Origin of the sequence: Rathayibacter sp. AY1B8 (genome assembly GCF_002932775.1) — a bacterium.
Lineage (GTDB): Bacteria > Actinomycetota > Actinomycetes > Actinomycetales > Microbacteriaceae > Rathayibacter.
Genome location: NZ_PSWJ01000020.1, coordinates 37795 through 64250 on the forward strand (window position 1 = coordinate 37795; position 26456 = coordinate 64250).

Below are 26456 nucleotides of genomic sequence, written 5' to 3' on the forward strand. Positions count from 1 at the left end.
CGACGATGCGCATCTTCGACCCGCACATCCACATGACCTCCCGCACCACCGACGACTACCAGGCGATGTTCGACGCCGGCGTCCGCGCGGTCGTCGAACCCTCCTTCTGGCTCGGCCAGCCGCGCACGAACGTCGGCTCGTTCACGGACTACTTCGACGCCCTGATCGGCTGGGAGCGCTTCCGCGCCGCGCAGTTCGGCATCCGCCACCACTGCACCATCGGGCTCAACCCGAAGGAGGCGAACGACCCGCGCTGCCGGGCCGTCCTGCCCGAGCTCGACCGCTACCTCGCCAAGGACGGCGTCGTCGCGGTCGGCGAGACCGGCTACGATTCGCTCACCCCCGAGGAGGACCAGGTCTTCCGCCAGCAGCTCGAGCTCGCCGGCGAGCACGGCCTCCCCGCGATGGTGCACACCCCGCACCGCGACAAGGAGTCGGGCACCCGCCGGACCCTCGAGGTCGTCGCCGACTCGGGGCTCGAGCCCGGGCGGGTCCTCGTCGACCACCTCAACGAGGTCACCGTCGACGCGGTCCGCGACTCCGGCTGCTGGATGGGCTTCTCCATCTACCCCGACACGAAGATGGACGAGACGCGCCTGGTGACGCTGGTCGAGCGGATCGGGCTGGACCGCGTGCTGGTCAACTCCGCCGCCGACTGGGGCCGCTCCGACCCGCTCACGACCGCGAAGACCGGCCGCCTCCTCCTCGTCGCCGGCTTCAGCGCGGGCGACGTGGACCGGCTGCTCTGGCAGAACCCGGTCGAGTTCTACGGGCAGAGCGGACGCCTGGACCTCTCGCCCGTCGCGGGCTTCGACGTGCAGGAGTCGGCCGGCCGCACCTTCGAGGGCAACTCCGTGCTCCGGGGCGCGCCGCGCGTGGCGGAGGTCGTGTGATGCACCTCTCCTACTGCACCAACGTCCATCCCGCCGAGGACCTGGCCGGAGTCGTCCGCCAGCTCGACGTCTACGCCGGACCCGCGCGCGTGGCCGCCGGGCTCGCCCTGGTCGGAGTCGGCCTGTGGATCCCGCGCGACCTCGCGGCCCGCCTGGTCGCCAGCGCCGAGGACCGCGCCGTCCTCCGCGCGGCCCTGCAGCGCAACGGCCTGGAGGTGCGCACGCTCAACGCCTTCCCGTACGCCGCGTTCCACGCCGAGGTCGTGAAGCTCGACGTCTACCGCCCCGACTGGACCACGCCGGAGCGCCTGCAGTACACGATCGACTGCGCGCGGATCCTGGCCGACCTGCTGCCCGCCGGCGCCGACGGCAGCATCTCGACGCTGCCTCTGGGCTGGCGCGAGGGCTGGGGACGGGAGCAGGACGAGGCCGCCTGCCGGAACCTCGCCCGGCTCGTCGAGGAGCTGCGCGACCTGCGCCGCTCCACCGGCCACGCGATCCGCCTGGCGATCGAGCCCGAGCCCGGCTGCATCCTCGACACCGTGGACGACGTCGTCGACTGGCTGCACCCGCGCATCGGAGTGGTCGACCCGGCGTACGTGGGCGTGTGCCTCGACACCTGCCACCTCGCCGTCTCCTTCGCCGACCCGGTCTCGGCCGTTCGCCGCATCCGCGACGCGGGCCTGCGCGTGGTCAAGGTGCAGGCCTCGGCCGCGCTCCACCTGGAGGACCCCTCGGGCCGCGCCGCGCTCACCCCGTTCGTCGAGAAGCGCTACCTGCACCAGACCCGCGAGAACGGGATCGACGGAGTGCTCCGCGTCGACGACCTGCCCGAGGCGCTGGACACGCTCCCCGGCACCGGCCCGTGGCGCGTGCACTTCCACGTGCCGCTGCACCACCGGCCGGAGGCGCCGCTCTCGGCGACCACGGCCGTCCTGGCGGAGGCGGTCTCGGCGGTCGACGCCGCCTGGCCGTACGACGAGATCCACCTCGACGTCGAGACCTACACCTGGTCGGTGCTCGCCGACGCCCCGAGCGACCTCTCGACGGGCATCGGCGCCGAGCTCGCCTGGGCGGCCGCGCACCTGCTCACGCCCGCCTCCCGAGAGGCGCTGCTGGCGCCCCTCCTCCCGCAGGCGGCGGCGCTGTGAGGCCCGTGCTGCTGCTCGACGTGGTCGGGCTGACCTCGTCGGCGCTCGCCGACATGCCCCGCCTCTCGCGGCTGGCCCGCGGGGGCGGGCGCCTGCCGCTGGACACGGTCCTGCCCGCGGTCACCTGCAGCGTGCAGTCGACCATGCTCACCGGCTCGATGCCCGCGCAGCACGGGATCGTCGGCAACGGCTGGTACTTCCGCGACCTCGGCGAGGTGCACCTGTGGCGCCAGCACAACCGCCTGGTCACGGGGGAGAAGGTCTGGGAGACCGCGCGCCGGCTGAGCGGGGAGCCGTACCGCGCGGCCAACATCGGCTGGTGGTACGCGATGGGGGCGACGACCGACGTCACCGTCACTCCGCGCCCGATCTACCACGCCGACGGCCGCAAGTCGCCGGACGCGTACGTGCGCCCGCCGGCGCTGCACGACGAGCTGGTCTCGCGCTTCGGCGCCTTCCCGCTGTTCCAGTACTGGGGGCCGACCGCGTCGCTCCGCTCGACCCAGTGGATGGTCGACGCGACCCGGCATGTGCTGGCGGGCGACGGCTCCGGCCCGCCCGAGCTGACCACGGCGTACCTGCCGCACCTCGACTACGACCTCCAGCGCTTCGGACCGGACTCGCCCGAGGCGCGCCGGGCCGCGTCGGAGCTCGACGTGGTGCTCGCTCCGCTGCTCGACGACGCGGAGGCGCTGGGCGCGTCGGTGATCGTGGTCGCCGAGTACGGGATCGCCGACGCCGACACCCCGGTCGACGTGAACCGGGCGCTCCGCCGCGAGGGCCTGCTCGAGGTCTACGTGCAGGACGGCCGGGAGCAGCTGGACCCGTGGACGTCGCGCGCGTTCGCCGTCGCCGACCACCAGGTCGCCCACGTCTACGTGCAGGACAAGGCGGACCTGCCGCGGGTGCGCTCGATCCTCGAGGGGCTCGACGGCGTCGACGAGGTGCTCGACCGGGAGGCGCAGGCCCGCTACGGCCTCGACCACGAGCGCTCGGGCGAGTTCGTCGTGGTCGCCCGGCCGGGGGCGTGGTTCACCTACTACTACTGGCTCGACGACGACCGCGCGCCCGACTTCGCCCGCGGCGTCGACATCCACCGCAAGCCCGGCTACGACCCGGCCGAGCTCTTCTTCGACCCGGCCGACCCGCTGGTGAAGGCGAAGGCGGCGGGCAACCTCGCCAAGAAGGCGCTGGGGCTGCGCTACGCGATGAACCTGGTGCCGCTGGACGCGTCGCTCGTGCGCGGCACGCACGGGAGGCTGCCGTCCTCGTCGGCGGACACTCCGCTCGTGCTGGCCTCGGACGCGGACCTGCTGCCGGCCGGAGCCGCGTCGCTCCCGGCCACCGCGGTGCGCGACCTGGTGCTCGCGGCGCACGGCCCGGCCCTCGCGAAGGAGGCGTCGGCGCTCGCGCGCTGAGGGAGGGGACGCCCGGCGGCCTGCGCCCGTCTGCGGGCCGTCGGGCGTCGGGGGCTCAGCCGAGGTCGCCGCGGCCCGACGCGAGCTCAGGCGAGCTCGCCGGGGACCGCAGCGGGCTCAGGTCCTCGCCGCGGACCCAGCCGGGCGGCCGGGCGGCGCAGCGCGGCACGAGCCCGGTGAGCCGCGCCGTCAGCCGCTCGACGGGGCCGGCACCGAGGAACCGCCACCACAGCACGGCGGCCGTGCACAAACCGAGCACGAGGGCGAGAGCGGCGAGCGGAGTGTCGGCGGAGTAGCCGAGGCCCGCCCGCGCGAGCGCTGCGACGAGCGCCACCTGCAGCACGTAGACCGAGAGCGCGAGCGTGCCGATCGCCCGGAGCGGCACCAGCAGCCGCTGGACAGCGGTGGAGCGCGAGGTGGTCAGCAGCACCACCGCGACGTAGGCCAGGAGCACGAGCCCGAGGTCGTGCAGGGTGTCCGGGAGGCTGCCGGAGGGGGACTTCACGCCGAGCAGGAGCGCGACCAGCGGCCGCACCGGATACGCGACGACCGCGACCGCCGCGAGCACCGGCAGCAGCCGGTCCCGCTGCGCGCCGTGCCGCAGCAGCAGGGCTCCGAGGAGGAAGAAGGGGAGCAGGTTGGTCGCGCGGTAGCTCGGCCCGGTGAAGAGCCAGAGGGCGAGCGGAGAGCCAGATGCGGCGGCGGCGACCGCGGCGTTCGCGGGCCCGGCGGCGAGCGCGAGCACAGCGGCCAGCGCGGCGATGATCCGGGAGCGGAGGAGCAGCAGCGGCGTGCCGAGCACGAGCACGACGCCGAGGTACTGCAGCACGATCGCGATCCAGCTGCCCCAGGTCTCGAGCCAGACGCCGAGCGCCACGAGCACCGCGCCGCGGATCGCGTTCCGCAGCAGCACCCGCCCGGGCGAGGCACCGGGCCGCGCGAGCACCAGGGCCGCCGACATCCCCATCACCAGCGCGAACAGCGGCGACGCGAGATCGTTGACGTTCCACGCCAGGAACCCGACCACTCCCGTGCGCGCCCTCGGCACGAGCGGCATCGCGTGCGCGACGAGCATGGCAGCCACCGCCACTCCGCGCAGCACGTCGGGGGCGACCAGTCGGTCGTGCCGGAGTCGCGGAGCCGTCGCAGTCATCCCGCGAGAGTAGGCGCGCCTCCGCCGCCGCGCCCGGCGCGAGCGCACCTCGCGCCACCGGCCGCCCGCCGGGCCGTCCGCCGGGCCGTCGGCCGGGGCGCCACCCGCTCCGCCGACGTGCGCTGCTGTCCGCTCCCCTCCGTCGGCCGGGGCCTCCGGCCGCCCGCTCCCAGCCGTCGCTGACCGGCCGCGGCGCCGCCCGCCCCGCCCGCGTGCGCTGCTGTCCGCTCCGCTCCGTCGGTCCGGGCCTCCGGCGGCCCGCTCCCACCCGTCGCTGACCGGCCGCGGCGCCGCCCGCTCCGCCGACGGGCGCTGCTGTCCGCTCCGCTCCGTCGGCCCGGCCTCCGGCCGCCCGCTCCGATCGGTCGCTGACGGCCCGTTCCGTCCTCCCGCACGGGCCGTTCGTGACGGATCGACGCCCGGCGCCGTCCGGCAGGCCCGCGCTCGCTCCGCATGCGGCGCCCAGGCGCGCCCGGCCCGCTCCGATCCGTCGCGGACGGCCCGTCCTGCGCTCCTCCGCGGGCCGTGAGCGACGGATCAGCGCCCGCCCGCGCCGCCGCCTCGCGCGGATCCCCGCCGCGACGTCCCGGCCTCGCCTCGGCCTGCTCCGATGCGTCACGAACGGCTCCTTCCGCCCTCCCGAAGCGACCGTTCGTGACCCCTCGGTGCCCGCTCGTCCGCACGCCCGCCCGTGCCGCCGCCTCGCGCTCGGCGCCGGATGTCCCGGCCGTGCCCCCGGCCCGCTCCGATGCGTCGAGAACGGTCCCCTCGACCCGTCGGAAGCAACCGTTCGTGACCCCTCGGCGCCCGTTCGTCCGTACGCGCGCCCGCGCCGCCGCCTCGCGCTCGGCGCCGCCGCGACGTCCCGGCCTCGCCGCGGCCTGCTCCGATGCGTCACGAACGGCTCCTTCCTCCCTCCCGAAGCGACCGTTCCTGACCCCTCGACGCGCGCCCGCCCGCGAGCGGCCCGCACTCGGCCCGCACCGAGCACGACCGGGCATGCTGGACGGATGACCGACGCCGCCCCGTCCCCCGACCGCCCGCGCCGCGCCCGCAGCCAGCACGTGCTCACCGTGCTGCGGACCGAGCGCCTCACCGGTCACCTGGTCCGCGTGCACCTCGGCGGCGACGGGCTCGACGCGTTCCTCGCCGAGTCCGACCCCGAGCGCCTCGCCGCGACCGACCGCTACGTGAAGCTCCTGCTCTCGCCGCGCGGCTCCGACCTCCAGCCGCCCTTCGACCTCGACGCGCTCCGGGCGAGCGTCGCCCCCGAGCAGCTGCCCGTGCGCCGCACCTACACCGTCCGCTCGGTCGACCTCGAGCGGCGCTCGATCGCCGTCGACTTCGTCGTGCACGGCGACGAAGGGGTGGCGGGACCGTGGGCGCTCGCCGCGGCTCCCGGCGACCGGATCGCGCTCTCCGCGCCCGGCGGCGCCTGGTCGCCGAGCGCCGACCTCGAGGCCGTGCACCTGCTGCTCGGCGACGACTCCGCTCTGCCGGCGATCGCCTCCGCCCTCGAGGGGATGTCCGCGCGCGCGCGCGGCCTGGTCCTGATCGAGGTCGACTCGGCCGCCGACGAGCTCGATCTTCCCGCTCCGGCCGGAGTGGAGGTGCGCTGGCTGCACCGCGGCGGTCTCGAGGCCGGCCGGGCGCTGGTCGCGGCCGTCCGGGCCGAGCCGAGGCCCGAGGGCGTGCTCGAGGTCTTCGCGCACGGCGAGCGCACGGCGATGAAGCAGCTGCGCGCCCTCCTGCAGGACGAGTGGGGCGTGGAGCGCCGGGCGCTCTCGCTCTCGGCCTACTGGGCTCTCGGCCGCGCCGAGGACCGCTTCCAGGCCGAGAAGCGCGAGCCGGTCGGCGCCATCTTCGCCGACTGACGCGGGAGCGCACTCCGTCCGCACACCTCCGGGAAGGGACTAGGTCACGATCACCACCCGGGACGGCTCGAGCCGCGAGGTCCCCGTCGACGCCCTCTACCGCCCGTGAGCGGGCCGCGGCACTCCCGTTCGGACGGGCCGGAGCAGGAGGGGACGGGTGCGCGCGTCCTGTCCACGCGCTTCACCGACGTCCACTACCTCGACGAGGGACCGGAGGACGGCACTCCGCTCGTGCTCGTGCACGGCTTCCCCGACGTCCCCGCCACCTGGGACGGCGTCCTGGAGCTGCTTCCCCCCGGGCTCCGGGTGGTGCGCCCCTTCCTGCGCGGGGTCGGGCGGACCCGGGTCGTCGACCCCGGGGCGCGGTCCGGGCAGGTGGCCGCGCTGGCCACCGACCTGCTCGATCTCCTCGAGGCGCTCGACCTCGGGCCTGTCGTGCTCGTCGGCCACGACTGGGGAGCACGGAGCGCTCACGCCGTCGCGGCGCTCGCGCCCGAGCGGGTCGGCGCACTGGTCACCCTCGCCACCGCGTACGGACCGTCGAGCGAGCTGAGCGGCGGCGAGGTCCTCGACGACGCCGCCGCGGCCTGGTCCCGCTACTGGCTCTGCACGGCCGCGGGAGCGGAGGCGTTCCGGGGCGACCCGGCGCAGCTCGTCCGCTGGGCCTGGCGGGAGTGGTCGCCTCCGGGCTCCCTCCCGCCGGAGGCCCTGAAGGAGGTCCTCGCGGCGACGGCGACCAGCGGCTTCGCCGACACGGTCGTCGACTACTACCGGCACGGCGCCGGGGAGGCGCCCGGCCGGGCCGTGTACCGCGCCGCGCAGGAGGCCCTCGACGCCTGGCCGCGCCTCGACGCGCCGACGACCTTCCTCCTCGGGACGGCCGACGGCTGCGAGACGCCCGCCCTCGCACGGGCGAACGGCCGGTACTTCTCCGCAGGCCGGGAGCTGATCGAGCTCGACGGCGTCGGCCACTTCGTGCAGCGCGAGGCCCCCGGGGCGGTCGCGGCCGCGATCCTCCGGCACCTCCGACCGCTCGCCCCCTCACCCGCACCTCCCGGGACGTGTTAGAGCGTCTCCGGCCGCGGACGGTCCGTGCCCACCCCGCGGACGCTCCTGCTGGAGGCCGCGAGGAGCGAGGCGACGAGGACGAGCGCGGCGCAGCCGAGCAGGGTGCGGTCGAGCCCGACGAGGTCGGCGAGCGGGCCCACGAGCGCCTCCCCGAGCGGCACGGCGAGGAAGGAGCCGACCATGTCGTAGGAGTAGACCCGGGCGAGCGCCTCGCGGGGGACGTGGGTCTGCAGCGACTGGTCCCAGGCGATGGCGAAGATCTCGAGCGCGACTCCGCCGAGGGCGAAGGCGAGGAGGAGGGCGGGGAGCGCCGGGAGGATCCCGAGGGCGGCGACCGGGACGGCCGTCACCGCCATGAGGGCGACGCCCGCCCCGAGCGCCCGGCGGGGCCGCCAGCGCAGCGCGATCACGGCCCCGATCACCAGGCCGACGGTCTGCGCGGCGATCACGAGTCCCATGCCGCTCGGCCGAAGGACCGGTCGGCGACGACCGGGCCGAGGACCGTGGTCGCGCCGACGAACGCGGCGTTGACGGCGGTGAACTGCGCCACGACGATCCACACCCAGCGCCGGCTCGTGAACTCCCGCCACCCCTCGCGGAGGTCGGCGAGGACGGAGGCGCCCGGGCCCGAGCGGACCGTCCGCGGCAGCCGCATATGGGAGTAGAGGACCGCGGCCAGGGCGAAGCCCGCGGCGTCGACCGCCAGCCCCCACCCGGGACCCACCAGTGCGACGAGCGCGGCCCCGCCCGAGGCGCCGACGATGCTCCCGGCGTTCAGGCCCAGGCGGAGCAGGGCGTTGGCCGGGCGGAGCTCGCCGACCGGCACCGTCTCGGGGCCGAGGGCGGCCGCGGCGGGCAGGCTCATCGCCGCGACGGCGCCGTTGAGCACGCTGAGCACGACCAGGGCCGCGACGGTCGCTGTCCCTTTGATCACCGTCACGGCGACCGCGGCCTGAGTGGCCGCCGCCGCGAGCGAGGTGCCGACGAGGATCACGGAGCGGGGGAGCCGGTCGGCGAGGACGCCGCCGAGCAGCAGGACGGCGACGTTGGCGAGGGAGCGCGCGGCGACGACGAGTCCGAGGTCCGTCGGCGAGCCCGTCAGGTCCAGCACGGCGAAGGCCAGGGCGATCGGAGCGACGGCGTTGCCGAGGACCCCGGTCGTGCGGGCGGCGAGGAGCCAGCGGAAGGGGCCGTGCGCGAGAGGACCGTGCGCGAGCGGCCCGCGCCCGTCGCGGGTCACGGCCGGCGGAGCGGGAACATGGCGGTCGTCATCGACACCGGCGCGGTCCCGGGGGTCCTCGGCGGCCGGGCCGCCGCGTGCAGCAGCGCGGACGCCTCCCCGACGTGCCGCACCACCCGCCGCCAGACCTCGGGGTCGACCCAGAGCTCCGCGTCCGTCGAGAGCTGAGGACCGTCCGCCCGGCTCGACGAGCGCCGCCGGAGCTCCTCGATCAGGGCCTCGAGGTGCAGGTCCCGCTCCTCCTCCGGCCCGGCGTCCACTGACGCGGTCACGTTGAAGGGCCTTCCGGAGGCCTCGTGCCGGTACCTCTTCGCCTCGCCGCCCCGCAGGCGCACGGTCTCGACGACGGCCACGAGCCCGGCGCGCTCCAGCACGCGGAAGTGGTAGCTCGCCGTCGCCTGCGACAGCTGCAGCTCGCGGGCGGCCTCCGCGGCGCTCATCGCCGCTCCCGTCACCAGGGACAGCAGGCGGAGGCGGATCGGATGCGCGGTGGCGCGCAGCTCGTCGAGAGAGGACATGCGGCCATGGTGTCCGGCGGCTCCCGCACCGTCAAACACAGCTTTGGGGGTGGAGCGGCGCTCGCCGGGCCGATCCGGTGCACATAAGGCGGCGCTCGCCGGGCCGCTCTGACGAGCGATCCGGAGGGCCCACCGCTCTCCCCAGCGATCAGGGAGCGGGGCCCGGAGTCGTCCTCCGGGCCCCGTCGCTCAGACCTGGGCGGTGCCGCTGTCCTCGACCGGGCCGGACGCGTCCGACTCCTCGGTGATCTCGGTGTCGGTCTCGTCGGCGCGGTCGCGGAGCGCGTCGGCCATCGCGCCGGCGCCCTCGGCTCCGTGGTCGTGCTCGACCTGGTCGATCAGGCCGCCGAGCTTCTCGTCGTTGCTGGCGTCCTCGGCTCCGTCCATCACGGGGCTGTTCTGCTCGTTGTCGCTCATGGCGCTCCTCCTGGGTCGACCGGCCTCTGCGCCGGTGGTCCGACGCTACGCGCGCCGACCGTGCGGTGCAGGTGATCGACGGGAATCGGCCAGTCCGGTATCGAGCGCTCGATGGGCGTTCCCGATCATCCCCGAATCGAGCGGATATCGCTCTCCACCCTCCGGAGAAGTGAGCGGATATCGCCTGTCGAATGAGCCCCTATCGCTTTCCGGCGAGGTGAACAGTTCTCTCAGAGAAGTACCCCTCGGAGACCCTCCCTGCTATGATCGGGCGACTTCTGCACCAGGGACCGGGGGGTCGTTCTCGGCGGACGATCGATCATCCACACGCCTGTTATCTCGATCATCACCAGTGAAGGCGCGTATGGCTTCGTATCTCTTCGTCTGCTCCGGCGGCGGACATCTCAAGGAGATGTTCGCCCTCTCGGGGCTCCTCGGAGTCGACCCGGAGGAGCAGCACTGGGCGACCGTCGACAGCGCCCTCAGCCGCACCCTCCTCGCCGACCGGCGCGTGACCCACCTCGCCGATCCGCCGCCCCGCGCCGTGGTGCCGGTGCTCCGCAACGCGATGATCGGCCGCTCCCTGCTGGCCCGCGGGTCCTTCGACGCCGTCTTCAGCACCGGCGCCAGCCCCGCCCTCTCCTTCCTGCCGCTCGCGGCCTCGCGCGGCATCCCCGCGCACTACATCGAGAGCGCCGCCCGCGTGCTCGGCCCGTCGATGACCGGTCGGATCCTCGCCCGGGTCCCCGCCGTCTCGACCTACACGCAGTACCGCTCCTGGGCCGACGACCGCTGGAGCTTCGGCGGCTCGATCTTCGACACCTACCGCGTCGAGGACGTCGTCCCGCAGCCGATCCGCCGTGCCGTGGTCTCGGTCGGCACGCAGGACGGCTACCCGTTCCCCCGCTTCTTCGCCGCGCTCGCGCCGCTGCTCGAGGGCGTGGAGGTGCTCTGGCAGACCGGAGCGAACGACGTCTCCGGGCTCGGGATCGACGGCCGCCACTCCGTGCCGCACGACGAGCTCAACGCCGCGATGAAGGCGGCCGACGTCGTCATCGCCCACGGGGGAGTGGGCACCGCGCTCAGCGCCATCGAGCAGGGCCGGGTGCCGATCCTGGTCCCGCGCCGCGCCTCGTTCGGCGAGCACGTCGACGACCACCAGGTGCAGATCGCCACGCGCCTGGCCGACTCCGGCCTCGCGGTCACCGTCGACATCGAGGGCCTCTCCCGCGAGACGCTCGAACTCGCCGCGGCGAGGCGGGTCGTCTCCTCCGATTCCGCCGTGCCCTTCGTGGTGCACGAGACGGCCGAGAAGTCCTCGGGCCTCTCCCGCCGACTCTTCCCCTCCTCCCGCTGATCCCCGCCCGAGCGACCAGACGTGATGAGAACGACATCCACGCGTCATCCGCGGCCCGTACACTCTCGAATGGGTTGGGGGGCCGGACGTCACTTCATGTGCGTCGAATTCGGAATGGTCGGCCGACTCGACACTGATGGCGAAAGCTCCGAAGGATTCTCGATATGACTGACACCCCGCGCGGCCTCTCGCGCCGCCTCCTGCTCGCCGCCTCCGCTGTCGGAGCCGCCGCGACCGCCTCCGCGCTGGTGGCGACCCCGGCGCTCGCCGCGCCGAACTACAGCGTGATCCCGAGGCTCCCGGGCGAGGTCTCGCGCCTCGACACCGTCCGCTCAGAGTCCGGCGGCAAGCCGTACGAGGTCATCGACGTGAAGATCGGCAACGATCCCGCGCGCCTCTTCGTGCCGCACAGCGCTGTGCCGGGCAAGAACCTCTCGGTGCCGGTCGTCTGGTACTACCACGCGAGCGGGAGCGACTGGAAGGCGCTCTCCGGCGCCTACAAGAACTCTGCCGAAAAGCTCGTGGACCAGGGATTCGTCAGCATCTGCCCGCAGTACAGCGGCAGCAGCGCTTACACGAGCGCCCCCGCACTCGCCGCTCAGAAGGCTGCCGTCGAGTGGGTGACGAGCCAGTGGTCGATCCGCGCGAGCTTCCTCCGTTCGAATTCCGGCGGCGGCGCTCTGCTCTGCTGGGCCTATGCGAACCGTCTGGTCCCGAACATCTACGGCGCCTACCACGCCAGCGGCGTCTACAACATCGAGGACACCGAAGCGCGCGACCCCGGCCGCGTCCTCGCTGCGTACGGCGGCAACGTGAACGCACTGCGCGCGGGCAACCCGTCGCGCCTGCCGCAGTCCCTCTGGACGGGCACGCGCCTGCGGATCACCGCCGGTTCGGCCGACACTCTCGTGCCGGCCGAGCTCCACGGCGGACGGCTGCGCCGCCTCGCTCAGCCCGTCGCGCGAGAGACGACCATCGCGTATCACTCCGGTGACGGGGGCCAGTTCGGTCACGTCGTGCCCCCCTTCACGAACAACGACATGGTTCAGACCTTCCGCCGCTGGCTCCAGGAGGGCCCCGCCTGATCCGCGGCAGGACCGACGCGACCCCTCCTCCCCGGGGGTCGGCGCCAGGGTCGAGCAGTGGAGGAGGAGGGCACGGCATCGCAGGCGTCCCAGCCGCCGAGAGGCGGCTCGCGAGGGCATCGCGATCCTCATCGAGGCCGACGGGACCACTCCCGTGAGCGCCGCACCGCCCGCCCCCTCCTCCACCACTCCGCTCCGACGCCAGAAGGACTCCCTGACGTGATCGACATCCTCCCGCGACGACTCCTCGTCGGCGCGCTCTTCTCGGTCGCCCTGGTGATCGTCCTCGGGATGGGGTACATCTTCTCGACCCGGGAGCCGGCCACCGGCCTCCTGGTGATCGCCGCCGGAGTCGGCGGCATCGTCGGCGCCTACGTGCTGATGCGGGTCCCCGCGCACTGGTTGCCGGCGATGGCGCTCGCGTTCTTCGCGCTCGTCCCGACGCCGCTCACCCCCTCGACCCTGACGTTCCGCATGACGCTCTGGGCCGTCATCCTCGTGATCTGGGCGATCCGGCGCGGGCTCGCTCCCGAGCTGTGGCGCGCCCCCGTCAAGGCGTGGACCCGCGAGCTCGTGCTCTCCCCGTGGCGGGCCGTGGTGATCCTCGCGTTCATCGCCCTCATGCTCTGGTCCGCCGTGGCGACGGTGCGCAGCTCCTTCGCGAGCGAGGGCGTCTCGTGGCTGTTCAGCTTCGCGATCTGCGTGGGCGTGCCGATGCTCGTCTTCGACGCCCAGCGCGAGGCCGTGCTGCTGCGCAAGACGTGGGTGATCCTCTCCGGGCTGCTCGCCCTCTACGCCGCCCTCGAGCTGGTCGCGCAGAGCTCCCCGATCCTCGGCGCCGTCTACGGCGCCCTCGGCTACGAGCAGGACCAGCACTGGTCGCTCTACCGCGCCGAGATCACCTTCGGCCACCCGCTGCTCGCCGGCACCTTCCTCACCGTGGGCGCCGGGCTCGCCTTCGGCTCCTGGCTCCAGGGCTCCCGCAAGTCGGACCTGCTGCTGGGCATCCTGGCCTCGGGCGGTGTCGTCGCGACCGTCTCGCGCGGACCGATGGCGGCCATCGCCGTCGCGGTCGTCGTCGCGCTCGTCGCCGTCGGCTTCCTCAACCCGGACCGCTCGCTGCTCCGGCCCGGCTCGATCCTGATCGCCGGCCTCATCGCGGGCGTCGGAGTCCTGAACTTCGAGCCCGTCACCGCCCGCAACAACAACCTCGACGCCTCCATCTCGGCCGGCGCCCGCGACCTCGCGGTGACCGTGTCGCTGAAGGCGGCCGAGCTCACGCACTGGCTCGGCTCCGGAGCGGCGACGTCCGGCATCAGCGGCAGGCGGTTCTCGGACGTGGTCATCGAGAACTCGTTCCTGCAGCTGCTGATCAGCGTCGGCATCCCCGGCCTGCTGTTCTTCGTGATCATGGTGGCCGCGATGTTCGGCGCCACGCTCAGCCGTCGCGACGTCGGCCCCGCGGCCGGCCTGCTCGGCTTCATGGTCTGCCTCGCCGGCTACAACGCCATCGACGCGGTCCGCCCCAGCCACCTGCTCCTGGGCTTCCTCGTCATCATCTGCCTGAACCCGGTGCACGTCCCCGACTTCTCGAAGGGCATCCGGATGCGCCAGCCCCTCGGGGCGCGGATCTTCGACGCGCCGATGGCCGTCGGGATGCGGGGCGACCGGTGAGCCGCCGCTCCCGCAGGAACGACTCGTCGCCGGCCGAGCTCGTCGTCCAGCAGTCGCTCGCGCCGCCGGACTCGACCACGCAGTACGTCGACTCGATCGTCGACGGCCTCGCGCCCGGCGTCGAGCTGCTGTTCTTCTCCTGGCGCAGCGCCCTGCTCGCCGACTACGACGTGCTGCACGTGCACTGGCCCGAGCTGATGATCCGCGGCCGCAGCCCGCTGCACCGCTTCCTCCGCCGCCGCGCCCTCGACGTGCTGCTCGTGCGCCTCGCACTCCAGCGCATCCCGCTCGTGCGCACGGTGCACAACCTGCACCCGCACGAGCTCGGTCCCGCCGCCGAGCGCCGCTCGCTGGCCCGGATCGACCGCGCGACCGACCTGTTCGTCCGCCTGAACCCCACGACCGTCACTCCCGGCCGGGCGCCCGCCGTCACCGTGCTGCACGGGCACTACCGCGACCAGTTCGCCCAGCACCCGCTGCCCGAGCGCGAGCACGGCCGCGTCCTCTACTTCGGCATCATCCGCCCGTACAAGGGCGTCGTCGAGCTGATCGACGTGTTCCGCGGCGTGGAGGACGACTCCCTCTCCCTGCACGTGGTCGGCAGCCCCAGCACGGGCCAGCGCGAGCTGGTCGAGGAGCGGGCCGCCCGCGACACACGGGTGCGCACCACGCTCCGCCGGGTCGACGACGCCGAGATGGTCGACGAGATCGGCCGGGCCGAGCTGATCGTCCTGCCCTACCGCGAGATGCACAACTCCGGCTCGATCCTGGTCGCCCTCTCGCTCGGCCGGCCGATCCTGGTGCCGCGCACGCCCACCAACACGGCCCTGGCCGAGGAGGTCGGCAGCGACTGGGTGATCGAGTACGACGGCGATCTCACGCCCGAGCTGATCACCTCCGCGCTCGAGCGCACGCGCACCCGTCCGCCGGAGGGGCTCCCCGCCCTCTCCGGTCGCGACTGGGACGTGCTCGGACTCCAGCTCAAGAAGGCCTACGAGGGCGCGATCGCCACCAAGAAGGGCTCGACCCGATGACCGGGACCACGCAGAAGCCGTCTCCGAGCCTCGGCCGCTCCGCGAGCCGCGGCGCCGCCGTCACGATCGGCGGGCAGGCGATCCGCATCGCCGTCCAGCTGGGCAGCATCGTCGTCCTCGCGCGCCTGCTCGCGCCGGCCGACTACGGCCTGCTCGCGATGGTCACGGCGATCATCGGCATCGGCGAGATCTTCCGCGACTTCGGCCTCTCCTCCGCCGCCATCCAGGCGAAGGAGATCACGCCGGGCCAGAAGAGCAACCTGTTCTGGATGAACGCGGGCATCGGCCTCACCCTCACCCTGCTGGTCATCGCGGCCTCGTGGCCGATCGCCGCCCTCTACGGCGACGACCGGCTCCAGCTGCTGACCGTCGTGCTCTCCTCGACGTTCCTCCTCAACGGGATCTCGACGCAGTTCCGCGCCGACCTCGCCCGGCACCTCCGCTTCGTGAAGCTCACCCTGGTCGACATCGTCGGCCAGGTGCTGGGCCTCGTGGTCGGGGTGCTGATGGCGCTCGGCGGCGCCGGCTACTGGGCGCTGGCCGCGAGCCAGGTCGTGCAGCCGCTCATCGGCGTGCTGATGCTGGTCTTCATCACGGGCTGGCGCCCCGGCCGCTACCGCCGCGGCGAGGCGATGGGCCACTTCCTCCGCTACGGAGGCGGCGTCTTCGCGACCCAGGCGCTGACCTACGCGAGCAAGAACGTCGACTCCGTCATCATCGGCGCGCGCTTCGGTCCGGTCGACCTGGGCCTCTACAACCGCGCGTTCCAGCTGATGATGCTGCCGCTGCAGCAGCTCAACGCCCCGGCGCAGCGCGTCGCCCTGCCCGTGCTCTCCAAGCTGCAGGACGAGCGCGAGCGGTTCCGCACGTTCATCCTCTTCGGCCAGTCGGCGATGCTGACGGTGATGGGCCTCGTGCTCGCCGTCCTCGGCTCCCAGTCCGACTCGGTCATCCGGATCCTGCTGGGGGAGCGCTGGCTCGCCTCGGTACCGATCTTCCAGATCCTGCTCGTGGCCGGGTTCTTCCAGGCCACGGCCTACTGCTCCTGGTGGGTGTTCCTCTCCAAGGGCCTCGTGCGCCAGAGCGTCTGGTACAGCCTGGCGACCCGCCCGCTGATGGTCGTCCTGATCCTGCTCGGCTCCAACTGGGGAGTGACGGGCGTCGCGGTCGCGTACGCCGGCTCGCTCGCCCTCACCTGGCCGATCGCGCTGATCTGGATCGGCCGCACCTCCGACGCCCCCGCCCGCGAGATGTTCACCAACGGCCTCCGCAGCGGCATCGCGTTCGGCTCGATCACGGTCGGCTCCTTCTTCTCCACCGTCTGGATCGCCGCCGACCAGCCCGTCCTCCGCCTCCTCGTGGGCGGTGCCGCCGTCCTGGTCGGGGTCGGGCTCTGGATGCTGATCCTCCCCGCGTTCCGCCGCCAGATCCTCGGCCTCGCCGACCTGCGCCGCCACTTCCGCCGCAGCCGCCCGGCCGCCGCTCCCGCCCCGGCCACGGTCGACGCCACCAGCCCCACCGGTGACAGCGCGCTGGTCGACGGAGCCGTCACGGCCGGCACCCCCGACTCCGAGCGGCCTCCCGCCGCCGTTCCCCCCACCGAAAGAGATCGATGAAACTCAAGCTCGGCGTCGTCAAGTCCTGGAAGAAGGACTTCGTCACGACGACCCGCCTGCCCGCCCGCCGCGACGCGGCGGTGCTCCGCGCCGCCCTCGCGGACCTCCGACCCGAGCCCGAGTCGCACCTCGTGATCGCCGCTCCCGGCAGCGGCAACATCGGCGACCAGGCGATGCTGGAGGCGTTCCTCGAGAACACCACCGGTCCTGTCGTGGTCGTCCAGCGCTACGCCGGCGACGTCGTGATCCCCGAGGAGCAGGCCGACCGGGTCGAGGTCGTCGAGCTCCCGCACCTGGTCTACGGAGTGGGCGACGCGCACGCCGCCGACCTCCGCGCCTACGCCGCGCTGATCCGCCGCGCCCGCTCGGTCTCGGTCGTCGGCGCCGACATGATGGACGGCAAGTACAGCCTCCGCGGCTCGGTCCGCCGCTCCCTGCTCGCGCAGGCGGCCGCCGAGGCAGGGGTGCCCACGCGCATCCTCGGCTTCTCCTGGAACGCGGCGGCCCGCCTCGCCGCCCGCCGCTCCCTGATCGCCGCCTCCCGCGCCGGCGTCGTCCCGATGCTCCGCGATCCGCTCTCGGCGGAGCGCGCCCGGAGCATCGGCGTGCAGCGCGTCGAGGAGGTCACGGACATCGTCTTCTCGGCGCGCACCCGCGACCGCAGCTTCCGCGAGGGGCTGGGACTGCCCGAGGGCGTCCCCTTCGCGCTCGTGAACGCGAGCGCCCTCGTCGCCGGCATGGTCGACCAGGTGCCGGAGTACGAGCGCATCGTCGACCGCCTCCGCGCCGCCGGCGTGCACGTCGTGCTCCTCCCGCACGTCTCCCGCCCCATCGGCGACGACAAGGTGGCCGTCCGCGCGGTCGCCGAGCGCGTGGGATCCGAGGGCGTCACCGTCGTCGACCGCGTGCTCATGCCCGCCGAGATCCGCGGCCTCGCCGAGGACGCCCTGCTGACCGTCACCGGCCGCATGCACCTCGCGATCATGTCGCTCTCGCTCGGCGTCCCCGCGATCACCCTCGCCACCCAGGGCAAGGTCGAGGGCATCATGCGCCTCATCGGCCTGCCGCAGCTGTGCGTCGAGCCGGTCCCCGGCTTCGCCGACCGCGTCCTCCCGGTGATCGACCGCATCCTCGCGGAGCCGGGCGACGGCGGCGTGCGCGCCACCATCGACGCGGCCATGCCCGAGGTGCGCCGCCTCTCGGCGCTCAACACCCGCGGCCTCGGCGCGGAGGTCGTGCGATGAGCGCGGCGCAGGAGAAGGGACCGCGCATGCGGATCATGTTCGTCGTCACGTCGCTGCACGGCGGCGGGGCCGAGTTCGTCGCCCGCACCTGGATGGGCTGGCTCCTCGAGCAGGGCCACCACGTCGACGTCGTCACCACCTCGGTGAAGGGCACCGACGAGTACCTCCCCGAGGGCGCGGTGCTGCACCGTATCGGCGAGGGCAAGGGCCACGTCGGCAAGGCGCGGATGCTCAAGGAGCTGTTCCGCCGCCGCACCCCCGACGTCGCGGTCGCCCTGCAGGGCTACCCGAACATCGTGCTCCTGGCCTCGGCCGAGATGACCGCGAAGGCGGACCGCCCGAAGACCATCGTGAGCGAGCGCAACCTCGTCTCGCTCGGCATCCCGGGCTTCTCGAGGACCCAGAAGGTGCAGCTCGGGCTCGCCAAGACGCTCTACCGCCGCGCCGACCACGTCATCGCGATCTCGCACCCCGTCGCGGGCGAGCTCGTCGCCGGCTTCGGCGTCTCGGGCGAGCGCTGCACCGTCGTGCCGAACCCGGCGACCGCCAAGGTCGACCGCTCCCGCCAGGTCTCGCGCACCCCCGGCACTGCGGCGGGCCTGCAGATCGTGCTGCCCTGCCGCCTCGTCGTCCAGAAGCGCCCCGAGCTCGCGATCCTCGCGGCCGAGGAGCTGGAGCGCCGCGGCATCCCCGCGAAGGTCGTCTCCTTCGGCGGCGGCCCGCTGCTCGGCAGCATGAAGGCGGAGGCGACCGCGCGCGGCGTGGACTTCCAGGACATGGGCTGGGTCGAGGACTGGTTCCACCACTTCGACGAGAACGCCGTCGTGCTGCTCCCGTCGCTGCGCGAGGGCTTCGGCAACGTGCTGGTCGAGGCGGCCGCCGCCGGCGTCCCCTCGGTCGCCGTGTCCGGGGCGCTCGGAGTCGCGGACGCGATCGTCCCCGGCCTGACCGGCGAGCTCGCGCTCACCCCCTCCGCCTCCGACCTCGCCGACGCGCTGATCCGCGCGAGCGAGCTCGAGATCACCGGCATCGACCGCTGGCTCGACCGTTTCTCGCTGGAGTCCAGCGGCCGCGACCTCGAGACGGTGCTCCGCCGGGTCGTGGGGCAGAAGTGACCCTCGTCTCGGTGGTGGTCCCGGCGCACCAGGAGGAGGCGCACCTCGCCTCCGCCCTGGAGCGCCTGCTGCGGCAGACCCACGCCGAGCTCGAGATCCTCGTGGTCGACGACGCCTCGACCGACGGGACCGAGGCGATCGGCCGCGCGTTCGCCGAGGAGCACGAGCGGATCCGCTACCTCCGCCAGGACGAGAACCAGGGCGTCGCCGCCGCTCGCGAGCGCGCCGTCGGCGAGGCCGCCGGCGAGTGGGTCTGGCTGGTCGACGCCGACGACGAGTGGCCGGAGACCGCGGTCGAGGCCATGCTCTCGGCGGGGGAGGCGGGCCGCGCCGACGTGGTGGTCGCCCAGGCGGTCGCGGTCGACGCCACCGGATCCACGCCCGTCGGCTCCCTGCGCGGCCCGCTCGCGCTCTCGGGCCGGGGCGCCTTCACCGCGCTCCTGGTCGGGGAGCTGACCGGGCACCTCTGGAACAAGCTGTTCCGCCGCGAGCTGTTCGACGGCATCGAGTTCACGCGGATCCGCCAGCACTCGGACCAGGCGCAGGTCGCGCAGCTGCTCGCCGCGGCCGACGAGGTCGTCGTCGTCCCCGACTCCGTCTACGAGTACCGCCTCCGCTCGGGCTCGATCATCCGCTCGGGCGCGAAGCGCGCCGACTCGCTCGCCGGGCTCGCCGCCGTGATCGAGCGGACGGCCCGCGGGCTCGACCCGCGCCTCCTCGACTCGCAGGACTACTCCTACTACCGCGCGCGCTTCTCCCTGCTCTCCCGCTTCAAGGACGCCACCTCGGGCGCGCACAGCCCCGAGGAGGCCGACCGGCTCTGGCGGGCCGCGCACGACGAGGCGGGGCTCCGGCACCTGGTCGCGCTCGTGCGCCGGCGCGACCTCAAGCGCTCCGTCCTCTTCGGGCTCGCCGCCGCGGCGCCCGCGCTCTACCGAGCGGCGATGAGCGCCGGGAACGGACGCCGGTGACCGTCGTCTCCCCGGTGCGCGGAGAGGCCGGAGTGCGCTTCCCGGCAATCGAGTCCTCGTCACTATTCCGTCGAATGTGCGGCGCGGTCGATACACCCTTAGTCTTGATCCTCGGTCGCATTCTGCGACCGAGCCTGCGTCCTTCTCTGAGCCTTGTTCACCTCGGATGGAATTCACGAGCGGTACGACCGGGCACAAGGGGGAGAGAATGAAGCTGCTGAAGCCTACGGGCGGGGCCCGACGCGAATGGGTGGATTTCGCCAAGGGTGCCGCCATCCTGATGGTCGTGTACTACCACACGTCGTTGTACCTCGGTGACATCGGGGTCGAGAACACTCTCGGCCGCATCAAGGTCGTGTTCGAGCTGTTCCCGATGCCCCTCTTCTTCCTGGTGTCCGGTCTCTTCGGCTCGCGCATCCGCACCTGGAGCTTCGGCGACCTCTGGCGCCGCAGGCTGTTCCCGCTGCTCTGGCTCTACGTGGTCTGGTCCGTGATCCGCATGGCCTTCTACCTGGTCGTGCCGCTCGCGAACGGCGGACTCGGCGAGCTCCCCGCGACCGACCCGCTCAACCTGCTCCTGCTGTTCTTCTGGCCCAGCAGCAGCTACTGGTTCATCTACGGCCTCGTCCTCTTCACGCTCGGCGCGTGGCTCCTGCGCAAGGTCGACCACCGCGTGCAGGTCGCACTCGCCGCGGTGATGGGGACGATGTTCACCACCGGTCTCCTCAACACGACCAACGTGGGCTGGAACCGCATCGGCGCCCTGTTCGTCTTCTTCCTGGTGGGCACGCTCTACTCGAAGAGGATCATCGACTTCGTCGAGCAGAGGGGGAGCCGCGCGTTCCTCTACGTCACTCCGGTCTTCGTCGTGCTGAGCGCGGTGCTCTTCCTCTTCCCGATCCGCTGGGTGCCGTTCCTCGCCCTCGCCGGCCAGATGGCCGCCGTCGCGATGGGCATCCTCGTGTCGCGGGCCCTCTCCCGAGTGCGATTCCTGAACTTCTTCACGATCTGCGGCGAGCGCAGCCTGCACATCTACCTGCTGCACCTCTACTTCATCGTGATCGCCATCACGATCCTGCGAGTGATCCTCCCCGAGGACCGCTCCGAGATCGGCGGCTTCGAGGTGCCGCTGCTGCTGGTCGTGATGGTGCTCGCGGTCGTCCTCTCGCTCTTCGTGACCCGCTACCTCTCGAAGGTCAAGTGGATCTACGTCCCCCCGGCCGCCCTCGGCGGCCCCGGCAAGCGGCGCAAGCCCGTGCCCGTCCCTGCGCGCGGCCCCGGAGTCGTCTCCGATCCCGTCGCGGTCCCAGCCGATGAGCCCGGCACCTCCCCCAGTTACGAGAAGAAGAGAGCGGAGTCCCACGAGTGAAGACGACACGAGCACGCAGAGCCGGAGTCCTGGCGGCCGTCGTGGCCGTCGCCCTCGGGCTGGCCGGCTGCTCCTCGCAGCCCGAGCCCGTCCGCACGCCCGACGGCTTCACGACGGAGAAGGCGATCGAGTACCGCTCGGTCGACGGCGTCTCGCTGAAGGCCGACGCCTGCCTCCCCACCGCGGGCGGCACCGACCGCCCCGCGCTGCTGATGCTGCACGGCGGAGGGTTCGTCGACGGCGCCCGCGACGAGGGCGGGATGACCGAGCTCTGCGAGTACTACGCCGAGCGCGGCTTCGTCTCGGTCTCCGTCGACTACCGCCTCCTCCAAGACAGCCGGTACCCCGGCCAGATCGAGGACGCGCAGGCCGCCGTGGAGTGGCTGCGCGAGCCCGCGCAGGTCACGCGCTTCGGCCTCGACCCCGCCCGCATCGGCGTGATGGGCAGCTCCGCCGGAGCGATTATCGGAGCGACCATGGGCACGCTCGGCGAGGGCTCCCTCACCGAGGGCTCGCGGGTCAAGACGGTCGTCGCCTTCTCGGCGGTCGCCGACATGACCGAGACCGGGATGTCGCTGGGCACGCCGGTGCCCGAGGCGAAGGAGCAGATCCTCGCCTACCTGGACTGCGACGAGATCGACTCGACGACCTGCCCGCAGAGCATCCCCGCGTCGCCGATCACCTCGGTCGACTCCACGGACGCCCCGCAGATCTGGCTGACCTCCGAGGACGAGCTCGTCCCGGTCGAGCAGGCCGACGCGATGCAGGTCGCCCTGCAGGACGCCGGAGTGGCGTCCGAGGTCGGCGTGGACGGCTCCGGCCACCACGGGCTCCAGAACAACACCCCGAACAACAAGAAGGCGATCCTCGCCTTCCTGCAGGCCCACCTCTGATCCACCGCTCCCGCGCGAAACCTCGCGGCCGGTTCCGCGCAACGCGGACGACACATCACGACGCTACAGTCAGACCCCCTGCACTCCGGTGCAGTCGACGAAAGGGACACCACACACCATGACCTTGAACGGACTGTTCGCCGGCATCGGCCGGAGGTGGGTCTACATCGTCGCCTTCGCTCTGCTCGGCGCCGTGGCGGCCCTGGTACTCAACGCCGTCCTCCTCCCGCAGTACAAGGCGGACGCACGCGTGTACGTCGCGGTCTCCTCGTCCGGGGTCCTCTCGACCGCGGACCGGGTCGCGGCCAACAGCGCCGCCTCCCAGGCCACGGTCACCTCCGTCGCCCTCGGCACCTCGGACACCGTCCTGCAGGGCGTCATCGACGGCCTCGGCATCGACGAGCCCATCGAGGACTTCGCCAAGCGCGTGACCGTCCTCGCCGAGCCGGAGTCCGTGGTCATCACGATCTCGGCCACCGATCCCTCGCCCGAGCAGGCCGCGGTCATCGCCAACGCGGTCGCCGCCCAGCTCGACGCGGCCGTGAAGGGCGCCGACCCGACGACCACCACGAACGGCGTCGCCGTCCCGCAGATCCAGCTCCAGGTGCTCAGCCAGGCGCTCCCGCCGGAGCTGCCGGTCACCGGTGGCATCCTCGTCCTGCTCGCGCTCGGCATCCTCGGCGGCGCCGTGGTCGGCGTGGGAGTGGCGATCGTGATGACCGCCCTCGACCGCCGCCTCCGCAGCGGCGACGACGTCCGCTCCGCGATCGACCGGCCGCTGCTGGGCATCGTCCCGGTCAAGGCCACCAAGCTCGACGAGATGCTGAACTCGACCGAGATCCCGGCCCGCTACTCGGCCGTGGCGTTCGAGCTCTCCGCCATCGCGCGCACCCGCTCGTACTCCTCCTTCGCGATCGCCCCGGCGTCCGAGAAGACCCCGCACACCGCCAGCGCGGTGCTGCTCGCCAAGGCGCTGGCCGTGCTCGGCTCGTCCGTCGTGATCGTGGACGGCACCGCCGAGGGCTCGGCTCTCGCTTCCGCCTCGGGCGGACGCCCGGGCCTGCGCGAGGTGCTCGCCGGAGCCGCGTCGCTCGACGACGCGATCATCAAGCGCTCGACCGACCGCGTCGACCTGCTCCCCGCGGGCGGCGCCCAGGCCGGCACGCCGATGCCGACCGACGCCCTCCGCGCGCTGGTCGAGGAGCTCGAGAAGGTCTACGACATCGTCCTGATCGTCACCGGCACCCTCGGCGCGACCGAGCAGTCGCCGACCTTCCGCGGCGTGGCCGACGGAGCCGTCCTCGTCCTGATCGAGGGCAAGGTCGACTCGCCCCAGGCCGCCGCCGACGTGCACTGGATCGAGACCGCCGGCACCCCCGTGGTCGGCGCGGTCGTCCTGGCCCGCCACAAGCTGCAGAAGGCCCCCGCGATCGTCTGATCGCGTCCTCGCACGCTGCGGAAGAGCGCACCCCGGCCCCGGCCGCGGTGCGCTCTTCCGCATCCGGGGACTGCGCGGTGCCCGGCGGGGGCCCGGCTTGCCCTCTGTCCGGGCCCAGCCGGCCCCTCCGACGCCTGGCCGGCACTCCAGCCCCCTCCACCCCTCCGCGAGCCCGTTCACTCCGCGAGCCCGCAGAACTCGCGGTACTCGCGCGCGACTCCGCCCACCTCCGCGGTCTCGGCAGGAGGCGGCGTCACCGTCCGGGCCCGCGGGCTCTCCGGGGCCCGGCCGACCGGTCCGTCCCTTTTCAGCGTCTCCAGCGCCCGCCGTGGCCTGATCACGTGCCTCACCGGCTCTCGGGAGCTCGCTCACCCCGCGAGCCCCCTCAAGTCGCAGTACTCGCGCGCGACTCCGCCCACTTCCGCGGACTCGACAGGAGGCGGCGTCGCCGTCCGGGCCCGCTCGACTCCCCGGGACCTGCCCGGCCCGTCCAGCCCTCTCCAGCGCCCGCCGTGGCCGGACCAGGTGCCTCACCGGCTCCCGGGAGCCCGCTCACCCCGCGAGTCCGCAGAAGTCGCCGTACTGGCGCGCGACTCCGCCGACTCCCGCGTGGTCGGCGGGAGGCGGGCACACGCAGAACCGCCGCCGTCGAGGGGACGACGGCGGCGGTTCTGCGCGCGGGGAGCGGATCAGGTCACGGCGTGCAGGCCACGTTCCCGATCAGGTCCTTCCCGGAGTTGGAGCAGCTCAGCGTGTTGCCGCTGGTGGACCAGTTGGACGGCTGGTGGAGGTAGACCACCGCGTTGCTGGTCTTCAGCGCGAGGTTGCCGCTGATGGTGTTGTCGTTGCCCGAGCCGTCGGCGCGGGTGATCACCTGGTAGCCGTAGGTGGTGGTGCCCGCGGCGGAGTTGCCCGCGGCCAGCCAGCTGTTTCCCGAGACCAGGATCAGCGAGACGACGTCCGAGGCGAGCCGCGATCCGCCGAGGACCGTGTTCCCGATGATGTCGCCGTCGAGGGTGCCCTCCTTGGCCTCGATCGGCTCGGCGCCGGTGTCGCTGATCGCGTTGTCCACGACCGTGATGCGGGCCGTGCGGTCAGGGTTGCAGCTGTTGTACTCGCACCAGTTGCGGTCGGAGGTGCCGACGTAGACGCCCTCGCCGTACTTGGCGGAGACGAGGCCGGTGCGGCGGATGGTGCTGCCGACGATCAGGGAGTCGGTGGTCTGGTTGCGGAAGTGGACCGCCTCGTAGCCGATCTCGCTCACCGTCAGGCCGGCCATCTGGACGCCGTTGCTGGCGAGCACCTGGATGCCCTGGAAGGAGCTGCGGACCGAGAAGCCCACGAGGTGCACGTCGCTCACCGTGTTCAGGATGAGCGCGGTGCCGCTCGAGGTGGATCCGGAGGTGAGGACCGCGTTGGGCGAGCCGCAGATCCAGATCGAGCCGGGCTGGGCGGCGGTGCCGCGGAGGGCGAACTTGCCGGTGTAGACGCCGTCGGCCAGGCGGATGACGTCGCCGGAGGAGGGGTTGGTCAGGGCCGTGACGAGCTGCGCCGAGGTCGACACCGTCTTGGTGGCGGCGGGGCAGTCGAAGGCCGCGAGCAGCGAGGCGCGGGAGGCGAGGAGGTCGGCCGAGGTGGTGGCCGACTCCTTCAGCCGCGAGTCGCGGCCGGCGTCGTCGGTCGCCGTGACGGTGTACGTGTAGGCGCGTCCCGCCTCGGCGGTCTCGTCGCGGTACTGGCGCACCGGGTCGGCGACGGTGCCGACGACCGTGTCGCCGGAGCCGTCCTCGTTCGAGCGGTGCACGTCGTACGAGACGACCCGCGAGCTGAAGGGCGCGTCCCAGGCGACGGTGTAGCCGTCGGTCAGGGGGGAGAGCTCCACGGCGTCGGTCGCGAGGCCGTCCTCGGCGAGGACGAACGCGTCGATGATCAGGTTCTTGTCGGTCGACTTGGAGTTCTTCGTCCCCGTGTAGGAGATGGTCACGGTGTGCGTGCCCTCGGCGAGGTCGGTCGTCTCGTAGACCGGCACCTGGTACTGCGCGGTCGAGCTGTAGCGGTCGACCTTGGTGACGGGTCCGCCGTCGACCGAGACCGCGGCGATGCCGGAGGAGGAGGTCTTCCGGCTGATCCAGCGCCACGACGTGCCGACGAAGGTGAACTTCACCGATCCGGCGGAGGTCAGGTACTTCATCCCGCCTCCGCTGTCGCCGCCGGCCATCGATCTCCACGAGCCGGTGTACTGCAGCGCGGGGTCGGTCTCCTGCACGAGGAGGCTGGTCGCTCCGGAGGGGTCGAGCACGGGGCCGTCGTCCTCGCCGCCGCCGGTCTCGTCGGTCGGCTCCTCGGTGGCGGGAGTCGCGCGGGTGATGTCGAACGCGTCGATGACGAGGTTCTTGTCGCTCGCGGAGCTGTTGGCCGTGCCGCTCCACGCGATCTTGACCGTGTGGACGGTGTCGGCGAGGTCCTTCTTCGTGAACACCGGGACCTGGTACGCCGTGGTCTTCGTGTACCGGTCGACCGAGGTGCTCGCGCCGTCGACCGTGACGGTGGCGATTCCGGCGGAGGCGGTGGTGCGGCTGACCCAGCTGAAGCCGGTGCCGCGGAAGCTGAACGAGACGGAGCCGGTGCTGTTGAGGAACTTGATCCCGCCGCCGCTGTCGCCGCCCGTCATCGTGCGCCACGAGCCGCTGTAGGTCAGCGAGGAGTTCGTCTCCTGGATCCGCGTGCTCTGCCCGGCGCCCGGGTCGAGAGTGGCCGCGGAGGCGGCGGGCGCCGTGAGGGGGGCGACCAGGATGCCGAGAGCGGCGATCAGAGCGGTGGTGAGGGAGAGGCGTGCGCGTCGTCGGCGAGGGCGGGTCGGGTCTGGCGTCGTCTGAGGATTCACGATCGGCTCCGGGTCTTCGAGGGGGCGTCGGGGGCGGTTCGAGG

Annotated in this window: 22 protein-coding genes; 16 read left to right on the forward strand and 6 right to left on the reverse strand. The window is 73.0% G+C overall.

What is annotated here, in order from left to right; all coding sequences use genetic code 11:
- Positions 1 to 5: 5 nt before the first annotated feature.
- From C5C63_RS12290 to C5C63_RS12300, 3 genes are read left to right on the forward strand one after another with little or no spacing between them, the layout of a single operon-like run.
- Positions 6 to 893, forward strand: coding sequence for a TatD family hydrolase (locus tag C5C63_RS12290; RefSeq protein ID WP_104222466.1), 888 nt, complete (start codon positions 6 to 8; stop codon positions 891 to 893).
- The gene (gene eboE, locus C5C63_RS12295) at positions 893 to 2044 is read left to right on the forward strand and encodes a metabolite traffic protein EboE (RefSeq protein ID WP_104222467.1); all 1152 of its coding nucleotides are present in this window, start codon (positions 893 to 895) and stop codon (positions 2042 to 2044) included. The genes C5C63_RS12290 and eboE overlap by 1 nt, the downstream gene beginning before the upstream one ends.
- Positions 2041 to 3462 carry an alkaline phosphatase family protein gene (locus C5C63_RS12300; RefSeq protein WP_104326140.1) on the forward strand — a complete coding sequence of 474 codons (1422 nt, stop codon included), beginning with the start codon at positions 2041 to 2043 and terminating at the stop codon, positions 3460 to 3462. Before eboE ends, C5C63_RS12300 begins: the two co-directional genes overlap by 4 nt.
- A 55-nt stretch (positions 3463 to 3517) precedes the next feature.
- On the opposite strand, the gene C5C63_RS12305 is transcribed toward C5C63_RS12300, so the two are convergent.
- Positions 3518 to 4615, reverse strand: a complete 1098-nt coding sequence (locus C5C63_RS12305; RefSeq protein WP_104326141.1) for a DUF418 domain-containing protein — start codon at positions 4613 to 4615, stop codon at positions 3518 to 3520.
- Positions 4616 to 5625: 1010 nt separating this feature from the next.
- On the opposite strand from C5C63_RS12305, the gene C5C63_RS12310 reads away from it, so the two are divergent.
- Together C5C63_RS12310 and C5C63_RS12315 are read left to right on the forward strand one after the other, a co-directional pair.
- Positions 5626 to 6489 carry a siderophore-interacting protein gene (locus C5C63_RS12310; protein ID WP_104326142.1) on the forward strand — a complete coding sequence of 288 codons (864 nt, stop codon included), beginning with the start codon at positions 5626 to 5628 and terminating at the stop codon, positions 6487 to 6489.
- A gap of 105 nt (positions 6490 to 6594) precedes the next feature.
- A complete protein-coding gene (locus C5C63_RS12315; protein ID WP_104326143.1) occupies positions 6595 to 7557 on the forward strand; it encodes an alpha/beta fold hydrolase in 963 nt (320 codons plus the stop codon).
- Here the strand turns inward: C5C63_RS12315 and C5C63_RS17435 are convergent.
- The 4 genes from C5C63_RS17435 to C5C63_RS12330 form a co-directional block, all read right to left on the reverse strand.
- The gene (locus C5C63_RS17435) at positions 7554 to 8015 is read right to left on the reverse strand and encodes an MFS transporter (RefSeq protein ID WP_258065455.1); all 462 of its coding nucleotides are present in this window, start codon (positions 8013 to 8015) and stop codon (positions 7554 to 7556) included. The genes C5C63_RS12315 and C5C63_RS17435 overlap by 4 nt on opposite strands.
- Positions 8003 to 8797: an MFS transporter gene (locus C5C63_RS17440; protein ID WP_258065456.1), complete on the reverse strand. Its 795-nt coding sequence runs from the start codon at positions 8795 to 8797 to the stop codon at positions 8003 to 8005. Before C5C63_RS17440 ends, C5C63_RS17435 begins: the two co-directional genes overlap by 13 nt.
- The gene (locus C5C63_RS12325; protein WP_104326144.1) at positions 8794 to 9315 is read right to left on the reverse strand and encodes a helix-turn-helix domain-containing protein; all 522 of its coding nucleotides are present in this window, start codon (positions 9313 to 9315) and stop codon (positions 8794 to 8796) included. The genes C5C63_RS17440 and C5C63_RS12325 overlap by 4 nt, the downstream gene beginning before the upstream one ends.
- 189 nt (positions 9316 to 9504) lie before the next feature.
- On the reverse strand, positions 9505 to 9732 hold the full coding sequence (locus C5C63_RS12330) for a hypothetical protein (protein ID WP_104222474.1): 228 nt from the start codon (positions 9730 to 9732) through the stop codon (positions 9505 to 9507).
- Positions 9733 to 10096: 364 nt separating this feature from the next.
- Here C5C63_RS12330 and C5C63_RS12335 point away from each other — a divergent pair, with 364 nt between their 5' ends.
- The 11 genes from C5C63_RS12335 (at position 10097) to C5C63_RS12385 (ending at position 23528) form a co-directional block, all read left to right on the forward strand.
- The gene (locus tag C5C63_RS12335; RefSeq protein ID WP_181110615.1) at positions 10097 to 11089 is read left to right on the forward strand and encodes a glycosyltransferase; all 993 of its coding nucleotides are present in this window, start codon (positions 10097 to 10099) and stop codon (positions 11087 to 11089) included.
- A gap of 164 nt (positions 11090 to 11253) precedes the next feature.
- Complete coding sequence (locus C5C63_RS12340; protein ID WP_104249975.1) at positions 11254 to 12174, forward strand: hypothetical protein; 921 nt, start codon at positions 11254 to 11256, stop codon at positions 12172 to 12174.
- Positions 12175 to 12393: 219 nt separating this feature from the next.
- Positions 12394 to 13848, forward strand: coding sequence for an O-antigen ligase (locus C5C63_RS12345; protein ID WP_104326146.1), 1455 nt, complete (start codon positions 12394 to 12396; stop codon positions 13846 to 13848).
- Positions 13845 to 14882, forward strand: coding sequence for a glycosyltransferase (locus C5C63_RS12350; RefSeq protein ID WP_104326147.1), 1038 nt, complete (start codon positions 13845 to 13847; stop codon positions 14880 to 14882). The genes C5C63_RS12345 and C5C63_RS12350 overlap by 4 nt, the downstream gene beginning before the upstream one ends.
- Positions 14879 to 16498 carry a lipopolysaccharide biosynthesis protein gene (locus C5C63_RS17525; RefSeq protein WP_104233542.1) on the forward strand — a complete coding sequence of 540 codons (1620 nt, stop codon included), beginning with the start codon at positions 14879 to 14881 and terminating at the stop codon, positions 16496 to 16498. Before C5C63_RS12350 ends, C5C63_RS17525 begins: the two co-directional genes overlap by 4 nt.
- On the forward strand, positions 16495 to 17742 hold the full coding sequence (locus C5C63_RS12360; RefSeq protein WP_104233543.1) for a polysaccharide pyruvyl transferase family protein: 1248 nt from the start codon (positions 16495 to 16497) through the stop codon (positions 17740 to 17742). The genes C5C63_RS17525 and C5C63_RS12360 overlap by 4 nt, the downstream gene beginning before the upstream one ends.
- The gene (locus tag C5C63_RS12365; protein WP_104222481.1) at positions 17739 to 18857 is read left to right on the forward strand and encodes a glycosyltransferase; all 1119 of its coding nucleotides are present in this window, start codon (positions 17739 to 17741) and stop codon (positions 18855 to 18857) included. The genes C5C63_RS12360 and C5C63_RS12365 overlap by 4 nt, the downstream gene beginning before the upstream one ends.
- A complete protein-coding gene (locus C5C63_RS12370; protein ID WP_146083015.1) occupies positions 18854 to 19828 on the forward strand; it encodes a glycosyltransferase family 2 protein in 975 nt (324 codons plus the stop codon). The genes C5C63_RS12365 and C5C63_RS12370 overlap by 4 nt, the downstream gene beginning before the upstream one ends.
- Positions 19829 to 20036: 208 nt before the next feature.
- Positions 20037 to 21197 carry an acyltransferase family protein gene (locus C5C63_RS12375; RefSeq protein WP_181110616.1) on the forward strand — a complete coding sequence of 387 codons (1161 nt, stop codon included), beginning with the start codon at positions 20037 to 20039 and terminating at the stop codon, positions 21195 to 21197.
- Positions 21194 to 22090: an alpha/beta hydrolase gene (locus tag C5C63_RS12380; RefSeq protein ID WP_104314440.1), complete on the forward strand. Its 897-nt coding sequence runs from the start codon at positions 21194 to 21196 to the stop codon at positions 22088 to 22090. Before C5C63_RS12375 ends, C5C63_RS12380 begins: the two co-directional genes overlap by 4 nt.
- A gap of 118 nt (positions 22091 to 22208) precedes the next feature.
- Positions 22209 to 23528 (forward strand): Wzz/FepE/Etk N-terminal domain-containing protein, encoded by a 1320-nt coding sequence (locus C5C63_RS12385; protein WP_104255871.1) that lies wholly within the window; start codon positions 22209 to 22211, stop codon positions 23526 to 23528.
- A gap of 694 nt (positions 23529 to 24222) precedes the next feature.
- On the opposite strand, the gene C5C63_RS12390 is transcribed toward C5C63_RS12385, so the two are convergent.
- Positions 24223 to 26456: hypothetical protein (locus C5C63_RS12390; protein ID WP_219815296.1), on the reverse strand; the 2234-nt coding region annotated here is incomplete at its 5' end.